14 protein-coding genes are annotated in these 18,552 nt (G+C 66.7%); 5 read left to right on the top strand and 9 right to left on the bottom strand.

Annotation, left to right across the window (positions count from 1 at the left end; all coding sequences use genetic code 11):
• Positions 1 to 21 precede the first annotated feature (21 nt).
• Genes addA through tsaE form a run of 5 tightly spaced genes read right to left on the bottom strand, consistent with a single transcriptional unit; the run spans position 22 to position 8,985 of the window.
• On the bottom strand, positions 22 to 3,669 hold the full coding sequence (addA, locus tag E5162_RS09780) for a double-strand break repair helicase AddA (RefSeq protein ID WP_135945043.1): 3,648 nt from the start codon (positions 3,667 to 3,669) through the stop codon (positions 22 to 24).
• Positions 3,666 to 6,722, bottom strand: a complete 3,057-nt coding sequence (addB, locus tag E5162_RS09775; protein WP_135945042.1) for a double-strand break repair protein AddB — start codon at positions 6,720 to 6,722, stop codon at positions 3,666 to 3,668. The genes addA and addB overlap by 4 nt, the downstream gene beginning before the upstream one ends.
• Positions 6,700 to 7,446 (bottom strand): nucleotidyltransferase family protein, encoded by a 747-nt coding sequence (locus tag E5162_RS09770; RefSeq protein WP_206751084.1) that lies wholly within the window; start codon positions 7,444 to 7,446, stop codon positions 6,700 to 6,702. Before E5162_RS09770 ends, addB begins: the two co-directional genes overlap by 23 nt.
• A complete protein-coding gene (locus E5162_RS09765; protein ID WP_135945041.1) occupies positions 7,443 to 8,549 on the bottom strand; it encodes an aminoglycoside phosphotransferase family protein in 1,107 nt (368 codons plus the stop codon). Before E5162_RS09765 ends, E5162_RS09770 begins: the two co-directional genes overlap by 4 nt.
• A complete protein-coding gene (gene tsaE / locus E5162_RS09760; RefSeq protein WP_135945040.1) occupies positions 8,536 to 8,985 on the bottom strand; it encodes a tRNA (adenosine(37)-N6)-threonylcarbamoyltransferase complex ATPase subunit type 1 TsaE in 450 nt (149 codons plus the stop codon). The genes E5162_RS09765 and tsaE overlap by 14 nt, the downstream gene beginning before the upstream one ends.
• A gap of 126 nt (positions 8,986 to 9,111) precedes the next feature.
• Here tsaE and E5162_RS09755 point away from each other — a divergent pair, with 126 nt between their 5' ends.
• The 3 genes from E5162_RS09755 to gdhA all read left to right on the top strand — a co-directional run bounded on the left by E5162_RS09755 (position 9,112) and on the right by gdhA (position 12,178).
• Positions 9,112 to 10,335: an NAD(P)/FAD-dependent oxidoreductase gene (locus tag E5162_RS09755; RefSeq protein ID WP_135945039.1), complete on the top strand. Its 1,224-nt coding sequence runs from the start codon at positions 9,112 to 9,114 to the stop codon at positions 10,333 to 10,335.
• A 70-nt stretch (positions 10,336 to 10,405) separates the two neighbouring features.
• Positions 10,406 to 10,726, top strand: coding sequence for a 2Fe-2S iron-sulfur cluster-binding protein (locus E5162_RS09750; RefSeq protein ID WP_135945038.1), 321 nt, complete (start codon positions 10,406 to 10,408; stop codon positions 10,724 to 10,726).
• Positions 10,727 to 10,825: 99 nt separating this feature from the next.
• Complete coding sequence (gene gdhA, locus E5162_RS09745) at positions 10,826 to 12,178, top strand: NADP-specific glutamate dehydrogenase (protein WP_233342086.1); 1,353 nt, start codon at positions 10,826 to 10,828, stop codon at positions 12,176 to 12,178.
• Between the two features lie 643 nt (positions 12,179 to 12,821).
• On the opposite strand, the gene E5162_RS09740 is transcribed toward gdhA, so the two are convergent.
• Positions 12,822 to 13,574: an SDR family NAD(P)-dependent oxidoreductase gene (locus E5162_RS09740; RefSeq protein WP_135945037.1), complete on the bottom strand. Its 753-nt coding sequence runs from the start codon at positions 13,572 to 13,574 to the stop codon at positions 12,822 to 12,824.
• A gap of 105 nt (positions 13,575 to 13,679) precedes the next feature.
• On the opposite strand from E5162_RS09740, the gene E5162_RS09735 reads away from it, so the two are divergent.
• Together E5162_RS09735 and E5162_RS09730 are read left to right on the top strand one after the other, a co-directional pair.
• Entirely contained in the window at positions 13,680 to 14,591 is a 912-nt protein-coding gene (locus E5162_RS09735; protein WP_135945036.1) for a LysR family transcriptional regulator, read from the top strand.
• A gap of 110 nt (positions 14,592 to 14,701) precedes the next feature.
• On the top strand, positions 14,702 to 15,343 hold the full coding sequence (locus E5162_RS09730) for a hypothetical protein (RefSeq protein WP_135945035.1): 642 nt from the start codon (positions 14,702 to 14,704) through the stop codon (positions 15,341 to 15,343).
• A gap of 375 nt (positions 15,344 to 15,718) precedes the next feature.
• Here E5162_RS09730 and rplT read toward each other — a convergent pair whose 3' ends face one another.
• The 3 genes from rplT to E5162_RS09715 all read right to left on the bottom strand — a co-directional run bounded on the left by rplT (position 15,719) and on the right by E5162_RS09715 (position 18,362).
• The gene (gene rplT, locus E5162_RS09725; RefSeq protein WP_135945034.1) at positions 15,719 to 16,075 is read right to left on the bottom strand and encodes a 50S ribosomal protein L20; all 357 of its coding nucleotides are present in this window, start codon (positions 16,073 to 16,075) and stop codon (positions 15,719 to 15,721) included.
• Positions 16,076 to 16,107: 32 nt separating this feature from the next.
• The gene (gene rpmI, locus E5162_RS09720) at positions 16,108 to 16,311 is read right to left on the bottom strand and encodes a 50S ribosomal protein L35 (RefSeq protein WP_135945033.1); all 204 of its coding nucleotides are present in this window, start codon (positions 16,309 to 16,311) and stop codon (positions 16,108 to 16,110) included.
• Between the two features lie 221 nt (positions 16,312 to 16,532).
• Positions 16,533 to 18,362: a hypothetical protein gene (locus E5162_RS09715; protein WP_135945032.1), complete on the bottom strand. Its 1,830-nt coding sequence runs from the start codon at positions 18,360 to 18,362 to the stop codon at positions 16,533 to 16,535.
• Positions 18,363 to 18,552: the final 190 nt, after the last annotated feature.

Genomic DNA, 18,552 nt, shown 5'->3' with positions numbered 1-18,552 from the left:
TAGGAAGCCGCCGCATCCCGGTCAAGCGTCTGGCCGCCTTGATGAGCGCGTCAGCGCATCATCAAGAAGCGCATCCGGCAGCGCCATCAGACGCGGCCCGTCGGTCCACAAGAGCGCGCAGTGCACAGGCTTGCCGGGGTGGAGCGCCTTCAGGAGCGCGCGATAGGCCGCCATCTGGCCAAGATAGACCGGGGCGACGTCCTCAGGCTGTGCCGGCGGCGGGCGGTTGGTCTTGTAGTCGATGATCAGCACGTCGCGCTCGGTCACGACAAGACGGTCGATCTGTCCATTCACGGTGACGCCGGGGGGAAGGCCGGGAGCCGATCCGGTGATGGCTACCTCGGCGCGCGACCCGGGACCGAAGATGGGCGCGAAGCGGGAATCGGAGAGGACGCCCAGGGTTTCGGCCAAAATCTCATCGCGCTGCCACGGCTCCAGATCCTGACGCGATTGCAGATAGCGCCGGGCAGACTCCTGACGTCGGTCGGGCTCGATGTCAGGCAGCGTCTGCAGGAGCTTGTGGATGACCGCGCCGCGCCGGAAGCGGGCCTCGCCGCCGGGCGACAGGGGCGATAACGAGGCGGGGGCAAAGTCTTCGCCGTCCTCTTCGACAAGCCGGGAGGGCGCGACCGAACGCGGCGCCTGAGGCTCCTCGGGTGCTTGCGCCGAGGTCCATGCGGGCAATGGGGCTGGCAGCGTCTCGCCGCTGCGATCCCGCTTCATGGGGGGCGGCGCATCGCCGAGACGCCGGGCCGGCGGCGCCTCCCACTCATAATCCTCCGCAATGTCGTGAATTGCCGTGCGGACCTCTTCCCAACCCGGCCCGGTCCACGCGTGAGCCAGGCGATCGAGCCAGGAGCCCGGGTCAATCTTTCCGCCGATGCCGTGAGTGTGGCCGCAGACGACCAGCCGGTCGCGCGCCCGGGTCAGAGCGACGTAAAGCAGGCGCGTGTATTCGCCGTCCGCACTCAGCTCGTCTTCCTCCTGCAGCTCGCTGACCAGCTCGGGTGCATTCTTGGCGTCCGGCGCCCAGACCAGTCCGGCCTCGTCATGAACGAAGAGCGAAGCGCCGCGCGCTTTGGGGATTTGCGTGGTGTCGGGCAGGAAAACGATGGGAGCTTCCAATCCCTTGGCGCCATGCACGGTCATCACGCGGATCTGGCTGCCTGCCCCTTCCATCTCCCGCTTGATCTGCGCCGAATCGGCGTCCAGCGAGGCGATGAAGCGGGTCAGCGAGGGTGCGCCTTCTCGTTCATGCGACAGCGCCCGGTTCAGGAGTTCGTCCAGCGGGTCTCGCGCCTCTTCGCCGAGCCGCGCGAAGAAGCGCGACACACGGGATTCCCCGGTTGAGGAGACCTCGCCGAGGAAGGTCGCGAAGAAGGCGTAGGGCGCATCCCGGTCGACACGCGCCCGGGCCCGGTCGAGCGCATCGCGCGCCTCCAGGAAGCGGGGATCGTCGCTATTGCGCATCTTATCCCAGAGCCGGCGCTCGGGCCGGCGGCTGAGGTCGAACAGCGCGTCGTCGTCGATCACCGGCGCCGCCCCGATCGGATGGAAGGCCGGGCTCTTGAGAATCTCGGCGAGCGACAGATCGTCCTCGGGCAGGAGCGCGAAGCGGGCGAGCGACACCATGTCCTCGACCGCGAGCTGGTCGGTCAGCGTCATCCGGTCGGCCCCTGCCACGGGCAGATCCTTGAGTTTCAGCCGGCGGATGATCTCGTCGAAAAGTCCGCTGCGCTTGCGGACCAGAATGAGGATATCGCCCGGTTCGGCCGCACGCGGCTGCCAACCATCGGACCCCTCCTGCCACACCCGGTCACCGCGGCCGAGAATGGCTTCGATCTCGCGTGCCACGGCTTCGGCCAGCTGATTGCGGGCCGAGTCGGTGCGGCCGGTGTCGACCGGGGTCAGATCGATGGACTCCTCCTCAGGCTGAGCCGGCTTCGGCACGGGGGGCCAGATTTCCACACATCCCGGCGTGCCCACGCGTGCGGCCCGGTGGCCGGCATAGGCATGAAACGCGATCGGCTGCCGCTCGCGCGCCGTTTCGGGCGCTGACATCAGGAATTTGACTTCCAGCGAGCCGCCTGCCTGGCCTGTCGGCACGCCGAGCGCGGCCTCTTCTGCACTGAAGGCGAGATCTACGGCGCGCAGGACTTCCGGGCTGGACCGGAAGGAGACATCCAGGGGCGGGCGGGCGAAGCCGATCCCGGCTGCTTCGGCCTGGGCGTGCAGCCGGACTCCCTGAGCGATGAACAGGCGCGGATCTGCGTCCTGAAACGAGTAGATGGACTGCTTCTCATCGCCAACGCAGAACACGGTGCGCACGACGGTGTCGCTGGTATCGCCTTCGCCGGCGAAGAATTCTTCACTCAGGGCATCGACCACGGCCCATTGATCGGGCGCAGTGTCCTGGGCCTCGTCCACAAGGATGTGCTGGAGCCCGCGGTCGAGCTTGTACAGTGTCCAGTCCCGCGCGTCGGAATCGGTCAGCAGTCCGCGGGCGCGCACGACCAGATCGGAGAAGTCGACCTTGCGACGCTGGACGAGCTGGGCTTCGTAGTCTTCCAGCAGCGCGGCGCCGAGCCGGATGGCGGCGCGGCTGAGCGTATTGGTACTTGCGGCCCGAACCCGCGGCAGCACCTCGTCACGCATGCGGTGGATTTCCGAGCCTTCCTCGCCGTAGAGCGTGCGCAGAATCGTGTAGGTTTCACCGAGCTTCTTTGTGAAGAAGCTCTTGCGGAACTCGCCTTTGCCGGTCAGCAGGAAGTCGCAATAGGCGTCGAACCCGTGCACCGGGTGGAGCAGCGCGGCCGCCAGAGCCACGGCAAGCCGGTCTCCGCGTTCGATATCCTGCGTCGAGGTCGCGGCCGAATAGGCGCTCTGGGCCGCTTCCAGGTCGCCGGGATCGGTCTCCATCCAGCCATCGGCCTTGGCCGCCGCCTCGCTCAGGCTCGGGGGCACGCCGAGTGCGGCACTGACCCTGTCCATCAAGGCCTCGGGCGAGCCCGCCTGCGCAAGCGCCTGGCCGAAACGATGGCGCTTGGCGGTCACGAAACCGGCGAGCGTCTCCGGCCCGGAGGGCCCGGCAAGGTCGAGCAAGGTCGCGATCGCGCGCGCGATCTCCCCGCCCGGATCGGCAGACGCCCGAGCATACAGCCGCGTCAGACAGGCGCGCTGCAGTGCGCGCGCTTCGGACTCGTCCTGAGTCTCGAAGCCCGGCGGCAGGCCGGCCTCCAGCGGGAACTGCCGCAGCAGGCGTTCGCAATAGGCGTGCAGCGTCTGGATTTTCAGCCCGCCCGGCGTCTCGAGCGCGCGGGCAAACAGGCGCCGGGCGCGCGCGAGCCGGTCGCGGTCGCCGGCCATGGCGGGCTCAAGGCTTTCCAGCTCGGCCGAGAGGGCAGGGTCCGAGAGGGTCGACCATTCGCCCAGTTTCTTGAAGAGACGGGTCTGCATCTCTCCCGCCGCGGCCTTGGTGAAGGTCACGCAGAGTATGCGCTCCGGCTCGGCGCCCTTCAGCAGCAGCCGTGCGACGCGGTCGACCAGAACGCGCGTCTTGCCCGATCCGGCATTGGCTTCGACGAAGACGCAGATATCCGGCGCTGCCGCGGCGCGCTGCGCGTCGCTGGCAGACTTCACGATGGCCGGATCGAAACCGGGTGCGCTCATCCTCCCGCTCCCCCGTCACCCGCTTCGGGCGCGCTCGCCCATTCCTTGCGCCGGGCAAGATGGTCGTACTCGCCATAGTCGTGCGTGTATTTCGCGCGCGGTTGGCTGGGATAGGTGCGGGCCGGGTCATCGAATTTCGCGACCCAGTCCTGCAGGCGCGAAAGCGCGGTCTCGGCCAGTTCGATGGCCTCGGTCTTGCCTACGGCGGAGGCTTCCATGCCGGGTTCGCGCCCGCCTGATATGCGGACATAGAGCAGGTCTTCGCTCTCGTGGCTTGGCGCGTCGGCAAAGCCGCCATGGGCCGCGATCGCGGCCTCCAGCGGCAGCTGCGGTGCGAAGCCGACCTCGACCTCCTTCTTCCCCGGAATCCGTCCCGTCTTGAAGTCGATGATTTCCAGAGCGCCGGTCTGGTTCATGTCGATCCGGTCCGCGCGGGCGGTCAGGGTGAAAGGCCCTGCGAGGCTTTCGAATGTCAGACTGCCTTCGCATTCCAGCGCGACGGGCCGGATTTCCATCTCCCGCCGGTCCGTCTCCCACTCGGTAATGAAGCGCGCGACGCGGGCAAAGCGCGGCAGTTCCAAGCCCAGCTCCGCTTCGCTGAAGCCGGCTGCGAGCAGGGCCTCGCGCCCGGTCTCGACCAGGCGTTCCACGGCATCGCCCGGCAGGACCTCGGAGTCGGGCAGGGTTTGCGTCCAGCGGTGGAGGGCGTCGTGATAGGCCGTGCCGCGTTCGGGCGGACCGGCCGGCCGGTCCAGCGGATCGAGTTGCTTCAGTTCCAGGATATAGCGCGCGTAGATCGAGTACGGATCGCGAATCCAGGTCTCGATCCGGGTCACCGAAAGCTGGCGAGGCCGGGCCTCGACCGGCGGTGCGGGCTCAGGCGGCCGGATCGCGGTCCCGAACTCGCGCGAGGGCGTGTCGGTTCGACGGGCGAAACCGCAATAGTCGACTGCCGGCGCCAGGGCGTGCTCGGCCTCCTTGCCCAAGGCGCCGCGGGCCAGTGTCTGCAGGCGCCAGAGCCAGCGCGAGGCCACTGCCGGCGCGCCGTCGACACGGCGCGAACGGGTGAGGATCACGTCGGACCCCATGGCCAGCTGCGCAAAATCGTGTGCGGCCAGGCCGAAGCGGCGTTCGGGCGCGGACAGGCCGACCGCCGCGCGCATACCGCGTGACATGAAGGGATCGACCTTGGCGCGCGGCGGCCATCCGCCTTCGTTCAGGCCGGCCAGGATCACCCTGTCTGCCGAGACCAGGCGCGCTTCGAGCGGCCCGAGCAAGGCGAGGCGGGGGTGAGTGCCAAACCGCGGCCGCACGCGCCGCGTGCGGGCTGTCTCCAGCAGGGCGCGTGAGAAATCGCGCAATCCCATCTCCGGCAGGATCTCGGCTTCTCGGAGGAACTCCCGCATCAGCTGGGCGGCCGATTCTCCGGCCTCCCCGGCCCACAACCGATCCGCCCCGGAGCGGGTCTCGTCCGCGCTCAGCGCTTCACCGGCGCGCACCAGCGCCTCGGCCCAGCGCGCAGCCGGTTGGTCCCCGGAGAGCTCCAGCAGCGGGGTGAGGGCGTCTTCGACGGCTCCGAGAAGCGACTGGGGAGAGGGGCGACCGGTGACTTCCTCCGGGAAAGCCTCCGCAACCCGCTGGCGCACATCGGAAAAATTCTCGCCCGGGCGTCGTCCGCGCAAGGCCCGGCGTTCGATCAGGCCAAGCTGAGGGCGCAGCGTAGCCCGCTCGCGGCCCAGTGTGAAAAGAGGAGAAGAAAACATCGCGGCCAGAGCCAGGGCGGATCCCGGGTCCAGCGCGACATCGAGAATCCGCATCAGGAACGCGCCCGATGCCGTGTCGGAGAGCGCCTCCCCGGCCGAGTCGTCCAGCGGGACGCCGTAGCGGCGCATCTCGGTGGCGATCCGGCGGGCCAGGGCGCGGTCGGGCGTCACGACGATGGCGGTCCGGCCCGGGGTCTCCAATGTCTCGCGCAGCATGAGGGAGATGGCGCGCGCTTCTTCGGATTCGCTGCCTGCCTCGACAATGGACAAGCCGTCGAAGGCATCTTCGAACACGCGCTCGCCCCAGCCCTGACGCAGATCGTCAACGCGAGAGACCCAGTCCGACGTCGCCTCGGCGGCCCGCAGGGCTTCGCCCATGACCCGGGCGCGCGCCGCCGCCTGGCGCCCAGTCGCGACGCCCGGCCAGAGGCGTACATCGCCGCGGTCCAGCCCCATCTGGTCGAGAAGGCTCTTCATCGAGCGCTGGGGATGGGAGTCGTCGATCGCGTCCCAGCCGGCCTGGTCCATCTCGTGATCGAGACCGGGCAGGATGACCGCGCCCCTGGGCAGGTTGGCGACTGCGACCAGAAGCTCGGACGCGGCGGGAATGGAGCCGGTCGAACCGGCTGCGATTACAGGTGCTTCGGGCGGATGATCGCGCCAGCGACGCGCCAGGGCCTTGAGCAGGGCCGAGCGCCGGGCCGCCGGGTCGGTCACGCCCAGCTCGTCCAGCCGGGCCGGCCAGGCGGCCATGACGATGTCGAGAAACATCGCCGCTTCCTGCATGTGCGCAGGCAGCACGCTGCGCACGGTCTCGTCGAGCCGCGACAGGTCGGCGATTTCCTCGGTGGCCATGTCGTCGATCAGGCCGGCCAGATCGTCTGCCAGAGCAAGCGCCGCGCCGACCCCCATCGAGCGCCGGCTGGCGCTTTCGCGCTTGAGAATGAGGCTGGCCAGCTCGAACCGGCGCCGCGCGGGATCGACCGCGGGCGGTGCGATATCGGCCAGTTCGCCAGGTTCGAAAGGCGGTTCGTCGGCATCGACGTCGCCAATGGGGCGGATGGCCGGCAGAAGCGCAACGCCCGCGCCGGTTTCGCGAGTGCGCGCAAAGGCTTCGGCCAGGGCGCGTCCGGCACGCCGCGTGGGAACCAGGACGGTCAGGCCGGCAAGGGCGTCCGGGTCGGGAAAGGCCCGGTTCAACGTGCGGGCAAGCGCGTCCAGAAACCCGGCCGAGGCGGGAAGGGTGAAAACGCTGGGGCGCTGGGGGTCAAACAGGTCCGGAGATGTCATTGCGAATCAAGCCTAGACGATTTTGCGCTTCGTCTCTCGCCTGAGGGTCGCCGACATGCATCCAGAAGGCCTGCATGGGCGTGCCGAATACCCGGCCCTTCTCCAGCGCTCCATCCCATAAACGGTTGGTAGAAAAGGCTTCCTGCGGCTGACCCTGGAGCACACGCGGATGCATGACCTGAACCCCGGCATAGGCGTGCAGCGGTCCGCTGCCCTGGCCCCGGCGGGCGACCCGGCCGTCGGCTTCGAGGTGGAAATCGCCCGCGCCGGGGAAGCCCAGATTCTGCCCGATGGGAGACAGCAGCAGCCGGAAATCCATGAGGTCCGGGTCGAAGCCGCGCGCGAGCCGGTCGAGCTCCGCCTCGCCTTCGTCAATCCAGAGGGCGTCAATATTGGCAACGAAAACAGGGTCTTGGCCAAGACTTGGCGCAGCCTTGACGAGGCCTCCGCCCGTGTCGAGCAGGCCCTCGCGCTCGTCGGAGATCAGAATGCGAGGACCGCGCCGGCGCGCTTGCAGATGCGTTTCGAGCCGGTCGGCGAAATGGTGGACATTGACCACCGCCTCCTCGACGCCCGCCGCATCGAGCTTGTCGAGCGTCCAGTCGATCAGGGGCCGGCCGGCGACCTCGACGAGCGCCTTGCACCGGTCGTCGGTCAGCGGGCGCATGCGCGTCCCCCGCCCGGCGGCCATGACCATGGCGCGTTTCGGCCTCTTAGCGCTCATGGCTGGGCCTCCAGCGCGCCCGGTACATACCGCTCCACGAAGGTCCGCACGTCAGCCAGCGCCGGATGGGCGAGGTCGCGATTGAGATGGGCCGACATGCGCGGCAGCAGCGGCAGGTATTTCGGCTTGCCATCGCGCACTGCGGTGCGCACGCAGAAGCCGTAAATCTTCATGTTGCGCTGGGCGCCGAGGATGGAATACGCGGCCTCGAACCCTTTCGTATCTGTCAGGCGCGCCTTCTCGACGAAGCGGTCCTTCAGCGCCTGGTGCAGGCCCGGACTGACATCGCGCCGCAAATCCTCCAGCAAGGAAACCACATCATAGGCCGGGTGGCCGAACAGCGCGTCCTGAAAATCGAGAAGCCCGACCCGGGCAAGCCCCTCGCGCTCGGGCAGCCAGATCAAATTCTCCGCATGAAAATCACGCAGCACCAGGCCGGGTTCGGCCGTGCGGCTCTGCGCCAGCGCGTCACGCCACAGCCCGCGCCAGTGATCGCGCATGTCGTCGCTGACCGTCACGCCCGCGCGCTGGGCCGCGTACCAGTCGAGAAACAGTTCGCTTTCGGCAATCAGCGCGGTGTCGTCATACTCCAGCACATCCCAGCGCCCGCCTTCGCGCCAGTGAACCGTGTCGGGAAAACTGGAACGATACAAAGCGGCCAGCGCATCAATGGCAGCGGCGTAGAGTATACCCTCGTGCGCCGCGTCGGGGATAAGGCGGGCAAACAAACCGTCGCCCAGATCCTCGATGATCGCCAGTCCGGCGTCGAGATCGGCCGCTTCGATGCGGGGCGCGGAAAACCCGCGCTGGGTCAGCGCTTCGGCGATCCCGGCAAAGGCGGCGATGTTGTTTCCCGCCAGCCGCGCCGTCGCCGTATAGCCAAGCTGGAGCCGCTCCTCCACCGAGGCGCCGGGCGGGCAGCTCGCCGTTTCGCGCGCCGCCGGGGCATCCATCAGGATGGCCTGCCGGGCCCCGTCATCCAGCCGGAAATAGCTGCGCGTCGACGCGTCGCCGGGAAAGGGGATGACGCGCGCATCGCCCCAGCCATGGGCCTGCAAAAAGTCGTGGCGAGCCCCGCCGCGATCGTTCTCAGATGTCGTCAAGACGGGTCTCCCATCCGCCAAATCCGCGCAGGACGGCGCGCCGTCCGCCGGGTGTGAACTCCAGCTCGATCTCGATGCGGCGGCCGGGATACTCGACCAGCCGATCGGGCCATTCAATCAGGGCGATACCCTCGCGCCAACTCTCTTCCAGGCCCAGCTCATCGAGTTCGTCGGGGTCCTCGACCCGGTACAGGTCGGCGTGTGCGAGCGGGATGCCGGAGCGTGTCTCATAGCTCTGGATCAGTGTGTAGGTGGGGCTGGGAATGTTGGTTTCGCCGGTCAGGGCCTCGATCGCGGCGCGCGCCAGCGTGGTCTTGCCCGCGCCCAGCTCGCCCGAGAGCAGCACCGCATCGCCCGCGCCGAGCTGCGTGGCGAGCCGGCGCGCGAAGGCGGCGGCGGCGTCCGGATCGGGCAGGTCGAGAATTCGCGCGCTCATGGCTTTCGCTGATAGGACGCGGCGCAAGGCCCTGCAAGCGGTCAGCGCGGCTTGACTTCCTCCCGGCCGGGCGCTGGCATGGCGCGGACGTGAAGCGGCACCAGAAAACCGGGAGATCACAGGCGCATGGGCGATCAGGCAGGGGTTGTCATTGTCGGGGCCGGACAGGCCGGCCTGTCGGCCGCTGCAGAATTGCGCAAGCGCAAGTATGAGGGTCCGGTCACGCTGATCGGGGACGAACCGGCCCTGCCCTACCAGCGCCCGCCTTTGTCAAAGGCCTATCTTTCGGGCGAAATGGCGCTGGAGCGGCTGTGGCTGAAGCCGGAAGCCTGGTTCGCCAAAGCCGATGTAAGTCTTCGTAAAAACACACGAATCAAGGCCATCGACCGCAGCGCGAGCGCCGTGCTGACCGACGATGGAAGCCGGATTGCCTACGATCATCTGATTCTGGCGACCGGGGGACAGGCGCGCCGGCTTCCCCTGCCGGGCGCGGACCTTCCCGGCGTTTATGTGCTGCGCAACCTGGCCGAGGCCGACCAGCTCTCCGAGCATATGAGCCGGCTCAAACACCTTGTGATCGTGGGCGCGGGCTATATCGGGCTTGAGGTCGCGGCCTCCGCGCGAAAGCGGGGGATAGACGTCACCGTCATCGAGGCCGCCGAGCGCCCGATGGCGCGCACGGCCAGCCCATTACTCGGGGGCTGGTTCGGTGCAATCCACCGCGGTTATGGCGTGGATGTGAGAGTATCCTCATGCGTGGATTCCATTACCGGCGGCGATTTCGCTACAGGTGTGCGCCTGACGGACGGCAAGACGATCGAGGCCGACGCGGTGCTGATCGCGGCCGGTCTGGAGCTGGAAACGAGCTTGGCGGAGGCGGCCGGATTGACGGTCGATGACGGCATTTGCGTCGACGGTCAGGCGCGCACCGGCGACCCGAACATCTATGCGGCCGGAGACGCAGCGCGCTTCTACTCGAAACGCTATGACCGGCATCTGCGTCTGGAATCGGTCCAGAACGCGATCGAGCAGGGCAAGGCCGCGGCCCAGTCCATCCTCGGTATCGAGGCCGAGTACGATCCGGTGCCCTGGTTCTGGTCGGACCAGTACGAACTCAAACTGCAGATCGCCGGCCTTATTGAGGGCGCCGACACCATGATACGCCGCGGCGATCCCGAAGAGGGCTGTTTTTCCCTGTTCCACCTGCGCGAGGGGCGTCTGGTGGCGTGCGAGGCGGTCAATTGCGGACCCGAATACATGGCCGCCCAGCGCATGATTGCGGCGGGCGCGACGCCCGATCCTGAACGTCTGCGTGACCTGAGTGTGGCGATGCGCGACTTCCTGTCCTAAATAGGCGCCAGCACCCATTCTTCTTGCCGCGCGCTGCGCGCACCTTCTGCGACAGGACATTCCAGAGCCCATGGCGAAAATCACCTATATCGAGCACGACGGGACCGAGCATGTGGTCGAGGCGGAAAACGGCCTGACAGTGATGGAAGCGGCGATCCGCAACATGGTCCCCGGCATCGACGCCGATTGCGGCGGCGCGTGCGCGTGCGCGACCTGTCACGTCTATGTCGACGAAGCCTGGACCGCCCGGACCGGCGAACGCGCCTCGATGGAGGACTCCATGCTCGATTTCGCGACCGACGTTCAGGACAATTCGCGCCTGTCCTGCCAGATCAAGATTTCCGACGCGCTGGACGGCCTCGTCGTCCGCCTGCCCGAAGAGCAGGGCTGAAGACGTCCGCCTGCCCGATTTCAGGAACGGCTCGCCGGAGTGACCCGTTCGGCCTAACTCGCCCCTTAGCCAATCAGCGACCGGAGGGAGAGAGTGGCGATGACCGGCACGCCGTGCGATCTGGACATGTTCATGGACTGGGTGAGCGCACGCTCGCCGGGCGAAGACACCTACCATCAGGCGGTGCGCGACGTGGCCCGCAATGTCCTGCCCCTGGTCGAGGCCAACGAGGCCTATGGCAGGGACCGTGTGCTGGAACGCCTGGCCATCCCCGACCGGGTGATCGCCTTCCGGGTGGTCTGGCAGAATGACGAGGGCGGGACGGAAGTCCATCGCGGCTGGCGCGTCCAGGCGTGCAACGCGGTCGGTCCCTACAAGGGCGGGCTGCGCTTCCACCCCGAGGTCACCCTGTCGGACCTGAAATTTCTTGCCTTCGACCAGACGCTGAAGAATGCGCTGACCGGATTGTCGCTCGGCGGCGGCAAGGGCGGATCGGATTTCGATCCCAAGGGCCGCTCCGACAGCGAGATCATGCGCTTCTGCCAGGCCTTCATGGGCCAGCTCTGGCATTTCACCGGCCCGCGCACCGATATCCCGGCCGGCGACATCAATGTCGGCGAACGCGAGATCGGCTATCTGTTCGGCGCCTACAAGAATTTGCGCAACGAGTTCGAGGGCTCGATGACCGGCAAGGGCCTGTCCTATGGCGGCAGCCGGCTTCGCACCGAGGCGACCGGCTACGGCCTGGTCTATTTCCTCAAGGCGATGCTGGAGGCTGAGGGACGGGCGCTGGACGGTCAGCGCGCCGCGATTTCCGGCGCCGGCAATGTGGCGATCCATGCTGCCGAGAAGGCCATCGAGGCCGGAGCGCAGGTCATCTCCCTGTCCAATTCCGACGGGACGCTGGTGATGGAGGACGGCTATACGCGCGAGGATCTGGCCTGGCTCAAGACGCACACGCTCGATGACGGCAAGCGCCTGGCCGACTATGCGCAGGACTGCGGACGCGGCGACTGGCGCTCCGGCGAGCAGCCCTGGGGGCTCGCGTGCGATGTGGCGCTGCCATGCGCCACGCAGAACGAGCTTGGCGCGGACGCTGCTGGCTCGCTGATCGATAATGGCGTGACGGTCGTGGCCGAGGGCGCGAACATGCCCTGCACGCCGGAGGCGGTGGAGCGCTTTGAGGAGGCCGGCGTGCTGTTCGGACCGGGCAAGGCGGCCAATGCCGGCGGCGTGGCCGTATCCGGCCTGGAGCTGCAGCAGAACACCCAGCGCCAGTCGCGCGAACGCGAGACGCTGGACACCTCGCTGCGCGACATCATGACGAGCATCCACGCCAAGATCTGCAATGAGCGCAAGACCTCTGCCGGGAAGATCGACTACTCGGCCGGCGCGAATATTGCCGGTTTCCGCCACGTGGCCGATGCGCTGGTCGCCCAAGGGCTGGTGTAGGGTGCCGCGTGCCTTTCCGATAAGCAGAACTCTCTTTCCTGACGAAAGTCAGGATCCAGGAGAAGACGGGCAGAGCCCTCCGATCCCTGGGTCCCAGCTTTCGCTGGGAAAGAGAAGGGAGTGTTCAGGTTGGGCAATCTCCAAACGGTCCTTAGGTCTGCGCTTCGCTCCGCCCGGGATTTCAGGGATAATAATCGAGTGAAACTCCGGCCGACCGGTAGGGAGCGCCGGGCCTCATGGGAGAGGTTCGAGCTTGCCATCCGATGCTTCGAGGGCCGCTGCGCGGCCACCTCAGCATGAGGGGGCAGGTTGGTTCAAGGCTCTGATATATAAATTATTTACGTCGCTTAATGTCATCCACCCCCTCACCCTGAGGTGCTCGCGCAGCGAGCCTCGAAGGGTCGGATGACGCGCGTGGGCACCCTGTCCTCTCTGGGTTCCGGGTCTCGCTTTGCTCGCCCGGAATGACGAAGGTTTGAGAGATTTCAAACCCCCACGAACCTCGTCATCCCGGACTTGATCCGGGATCCAGAGAGCGTGAAGGGGAGTCTTCGGAGGCCGCGTTCTTATCCGCACCGAGGCCCCGGCTCGGCCTTTGGCCGGCCGGGGTTTCAGGTCTCGGTTTCATCTTGGCCAGGCGTGCCTAGAGGAACATGCCGCCGGAGGCTTCGATGCGCGTGCCGGTGATCCAGCGCGAGTCCGGCGAGCACAGGAAGGCGACGACGCCGCCAATGTCCTGCGGCACGCCGACCCGGCCAAGCGCTGTCTGCTGGGCCAAGGCCTCGTTCAGCTCCGGCATGTCGCGCACGGCGCCGCCATTGAAGTCGGTCTCGATGGCGCCGGGGGCGAGCACGTTGACCCGGATGCCGCGTTCGCCGAGCGATCTGGCCATGTACTTGGTCAATGTCTCCACCCCGCCCTTCATCGTGGCGTAGGCGTCATATCCCGGATAGCTGAACCGGGTCAGTCCGCTGGAAATATTGACCACGCCGCCGCCATCGTTGAGCAGGCCGAGCGCGCCCTGGGTGAGGAAGAAGGCCGACTTGAGATGAATATTCATCATCGAGTCGAATTGCTCCGATGTGGTTTCGGCGAACGGCGCGTGAAGGCCGGACCCGGCATTGTTGACGAGATAGTCGATCGCCTGCGCCCCGAACTGGGAGTCAAGCACAGCCCGGACCTTTTCGAAGAAAGCGGGGAATGCGGCGCTGTCGGCGACGTCCAGCGCGAGCGCCGCCGCCTTGCGGCCCCGCTCCCGGATCGCCTGAACGACCGCTTCGGCCTCGCCGGCCTGGCTGCGATAGGTGAGGATCACGTCATGGCCGGACTGGGCGAGTTTCAGCGCCATGTCGCGTCCCAATCCCCGGCTTCCGCCTGTCACAAGTACGATGCCCATCTGTTGGCTCCTTTCAAAAGCTGACGGATGGACACCTAATGCGTTCGACTTTTACGAAACAGTCACGCAGATTTGCCAAGACTTGTCGAAAAGGGCGAACAATCTATGGACCGGATCCGGCAGTACGAGATTTTCATCCAGATCGTGGAGAGCGGGAATTTCACGCGCGCCGCCGAAGCGCTCGGCCTGCCGCGCTCCACGGTGTCGACGGTCCTGCGCGCGCTGGAGGACCGGCTTGGCGAGCAACTGCTCCATCGTACGACGCGCCAGGTTCGTCCCACCCCGCAAGGCGAGCAGTTTCTCGAGGTTGCGCGCGAGCTTGCAGACTCGATGCGGAGTGCCGAATCCCTGTTCGATAGCCGGAGCGGGCCGGTCAGCGGCCGGTTGCGGGTCAACATGACGAGCCAGCTCGCCACAAGGATCGTGCTGCCAAACCTGGCGTCGTTTCAGGCCCGGCACCCGGACCTGGAACTCGAACTTGGTGCGAGCGACCGGCTGATCGATCCGGTCCATGATGGGGTGGACCTGGTCGTGCGGGCTGCGGAACTGGCCGATTCTGAACTGATCTGCCGGAAGATCGGCGCGATCGGGATGGCCAGCTGCGCGTCCCGCAGCTATCTCGATACCCATGGCGTCCCGGAAAACCCGGACGATCTGTTTGATCATTACATCGTCGGCTACGGGCCGTGGGGCGCACCCGATACCCATGTCTGGGAAGGTCTGGGGCCGGAGGGGCTGATCCGGCGCACGCTGAAGAGCCGTGTCACCGTCGACAATACCGAAGCCTACTGGACGGCCGCCCGCCATGGCCGCGGCATCGTCCAGATCCCGCGCTATCATCTGGCGGACCGGGCCGAGGAGGGTCAGGCGCTGGTCGAGGTCCTGGCGGACTTTCCTCCACCCGACCTGCCCCTGTCCTTTGTCTATCCACGCCGCCGGACCGCCTCGCCGCGCCTGACGGTCTTCATGGACTGGCTGAGCGATCTCGTCCGGGCGGAGGGCTTCCTGGCCTCCTGAGGCGGGTTACCGCCAGAGGCCGCGCCGCTTTCCCTGCCCTTGCCTGTGTTTGCGGTTTCGCTTGCCCGGGCAACAACCAGGGGTATATGGTCAAGTCCAGGGTGGGTGCCATGATCAGAACAGTTGCATACCTCATCGCCGGTGGACTTCTGGTGACGGGCTGTCTCAGCCGGGACGCCGCGGGCGCGAAGATCGGGCGATACGAGCTTGTCATCGACGGCGAAACCGCCGCGGTCCTGAGCGGTCAGCGCTATGACAGCGGCCGCCCGGTGCGGGCGAATACGCTGGTTGCGTTGCTCATGACCGAAGGCGCGTCCGAGGCGAGTGCGCGTGCGCTCGCCACGGCCATGCTGCTCGCCGCCGACGAGCATTGTGACGCCTATTTTGCCAATCTGACGCTGACCGACACTGTCCTGACCGGCAGCCTGTCGACGGGACAGGTGGTTGCCAGCGGCGTGGGGTCGTTTGCCGAGGCGAATGCGAACGCCTGGTCCGGCGTCTCGACGATTTTCGGCGGCACCCGCGATGCCCTGCGCCGCGATCTCCTGTCCGAGCAATCGATGCCGATCATCCTCCAGGCGGTCTCGACCGCCCGCAACGAGATCCGCGCGGACATCACCGCCGAACTCGAGGAGTCCGACATCGACCTTCCCACGACGGCCGCCCGGATCTCGGACTATCACCGTGAATGCGGCGTCTCGGCCGGCCTCTCGCGCCTCTCCGCCGCGCTGGCCGAAGACACGGAAGAGTAGGCGGCGAGCGTGCGTGACGACCCGGATGACGGCCTTTTCTCTTGCCAGCTGTCCTCTCTGGATTCCGGGTCTCGCTACGCTCGCCCGGAATGACGAGGTTTGTAATTATCAATATAAAACAATTGCTTCGTCATCCCGGACTTGATCCGGGATCCCGAGAGCGTGGAGCGCTGTCATCCGATGATGCCGCGCCGTCCTCCCCTGGGTCCTGACTTTCGTCAGGAAAGAGCGCTCGTATTGCCACAAGGCCCCGGGATCGCCCGCGGCCGTCCGGGGTTTCAGTGGGTTCGGCTGGATCGGCAGAGGCCCTAAAAGCAAAAACGCCCGTCTGCGCGGGGCAGACGGGCGTTTTTTAAAAGCCGTGAAATGCGTCGCTTACTTCAGCGCGTCTTTCGCCTGGGTGGCCAGGGCGGCGAAGGCTTCCGGCTCGCGGATGGCGATGTCGGACAGGACTTTGCGGTCCAGCTCGATGCCGGCCTTGTTCAGGCCGTTCATGAAGGTGGCGTAGGTCAGGTCGTTCAGGCGCGCGGCCGCGTTGATGCGCTGGATCCAGAGCGAACGGAAGGTGCGCTTCTTCGCGCGGCGGTCGCGATAGGCGTACTGGCCGGCCTTCTCCACCGCCTGATTGGCGATGCGGAAGGTGTTCTTGCGGCGGCCGTAATAGCCTTTGGCGGCCTTGATGACCTTGCGGTGACGGGCGTGGCTTGCAGGGCCGGTAGAAACTCGAGCCATGATAGGTCTCCTTTAAACGCTACGCGTCAGCCTTAGCGGCTGTACGGCAGGTAATGCTGCTTCACGATCTTGGCGTCGGGGGCCGACAGAGTGTCGGTGCCGCGCTTCTGGCGGATCTGCTTGGGCGTCCGCTTGATCATGCCGTGACGTTTGCCGGATTGGGCCGCCAGGACCTTGCCCGTGGCGGTGACCTTGAAGCGCTTCTTGGCGCCGCTCTTGGTCTTCAGTTTCGACATTTTGCTCTCCATTGTTCAGTCCCGCGCCGAAACGAAGGACGAGGCTTCAAAGGCCGCCCGGCATGTCGTGGGCCGGGTAGGCCCGCTCAATTCAAGACGCGCGGTTATACGCGTCCTCGCCAGCAATGCAAGCCCGCTACGGCAGGTGTCGGGAGCGAGAGCCCGACAAAAAACGCCCCGGCCGGAGCCGGGGCGTTCCTGTCGTGCGCGGCTCGAAGCGCCTAGTAAGCGCCGGCCGGAAGGGCGCCCTCGGAAATGACCAGTGACGTCGGTACCGTGTCCCCGCCAAAACTGCCGACATAGATGTCGTACGTGCCCTGCACATCGCCGGAGAAGCTGAGCCCGGCATTCAGCGAGGCGCTGCCATCGTCGTCGCAGGCCCAGCTGCCGTCCGGCCGGTTGATGGCGAGCGTGGTGTCGCGGTCGCCCTGGGTGTAGATAGCCAGCGGTCCGGAGCCGGAATAGGCAAGCTCGACGCTGGGCGCCTGCGTCGCGTAGCCGGCACAATACTGGTCGGTTTCGATTCCGCTGGAGACCGGTTCTTCCCCGCCCGCCTGGAGGTCGATCACGTAAGGCGACGGCGTAAAGCCCTCCGTCAGCTCGATCGTGGCGAACACCGCGTCGAGCGAGATGTCGAGCGGCTCGCCTTCTTCCTCCTGCCAGTCGAATTCCTCATAGGTGTCGTGGGTTTCCGGGGTGTAGTCGCCGGTTGCGCCAAAGCCGAGTTCGGAGATGAACAGCTCGGCGGGCACCAGCGTGTCGGCCTGTGAATACGTTCCGACATAGATGTCGTAGATGCCCGAGCGGGCGTTTTCGAAGACAAGGCCCGGATTGACGCCTTCGCTGCCGTCATCGTCGCAGAACCAGGCGCCGTCGGGCGTGTTGACCATCAAGGTCAGGTCCTGCTCGCCGGCCGCGGAGATGTAGAGCGGCAGGTCGCCGGAGGTAAAATCGAGTTCGACCGCGGGTTCGCGGGTCACATAGCCGGTGCAGTAGCCGCCCGCGACGAGCTGGCCGGCGGTTGCCAGATTCGCCGCGCTCGCCCCGCCCGCCTGAATGGCGACCGTGTGAGGATCCTCGGGGAAGCCGCCGGTCAGCGCCACATCGCCGTGGCGAGCGGGCAGGGACAGGTCGAGCGAGCTGTCGACGCCCGAAAAACCGATCTCGGAGACCAGCACGGTGCCTGGCTGGGCCGGACCCTGGCCGAGCGTGCCGTACCAGATCGCATAGCGCCCGCTTTCCGGCTCGCCGATGGCGATGCCGGGATTGAGACTGCCCGCGCTGTCGTCGTCGCACAGATAGCCGCCGGACGGGGTGTGAACGGCGAGCACGCCGTCAAAATCGCCCTCCCCGGTGATGAAGAGCGGCAGGTCGCCGGCCGAATAGTCGATCCACACATCGGGCGCCTGGGTGTCCTGGCCGTAGCAGCCGGTTCCGCCGGAGGCGAGCGACTGATCGCCGCCTGCGCTCACCTCATAGCGGCGCGGATCGTTGCGGAAGCCGGCGCGCAGCCGGTCGCGTTCGGCCGGAGCCATGTCCGGCTCGATCGTGCGCGAATAGGGGTTGCTGCTATGAAAGCCGGTCTCGGAGATATGCAGCATGGCCGGCGGGAGGCCGACGCCGGCCCCGTAAGTGCCGACCCAGATCGCATAGCGCCCGCTTTGCGGGTCTTCGATATGGATGCCGGGATTGAAGCCTTCGCCCGCGCCATCGTCGTCGCAGATCACGCTGCCGTCCGGGGCGGAGACCGCCAGCATGGTGTCCTCGTCCGAGGCCGCGGACAGGAAGAGGTCATAATCGCCGGCCTGGTATTGAAGAACCGCGTTGGGCGCTTCGTTGATATAGCCGTAGCAGCTGCCGGCGAGCGCCTGGGCGTCGAACGGACCGCCTGCGCGCACACCGATGGAATGGGGATCGTCGGCGAAACCGGCGCGAAGCTCGGCCGACCCTTGCGCGGGCGACAGATCGGCAGACTGGGCGGCGGCCGCAGCCGCGAAAACCAGAGACAGCGCCGTTCCGGCGGCGAGCGTACCAACACAATTGCGGACCATATCGGCCTCCTGAAATAAGTCTGGACTATATGGGCTCTGAAATTTCAGACCCGTGCAGCGCAGCCAGCTTCAGGCGACGCTCCGGGCCATTATTACAGCGGTGTTATCCGGGCGGAAATGGGGCATCGGCCCGGGAGCGAAAATATCTGCGCTCAGCGAGGCCACCCCCGGCCCTGAAAAGCAGATGCAC

Source organism: Marinicauda pacifica, assembly GCF_004793635.1.
Classification (GTDB): domain Bacteria; phylum Pseudomonadota; class Alphaproteobacteria; order Caulobacterales; family Maricaulaceae; genus Marinicauda; species Marinicauda pacifica.
The sequence above is the reverse complement of the archived record's forward strand: the minus strand, read 5'-3'. Positions and strand labels throughout refer to the sequence as shown.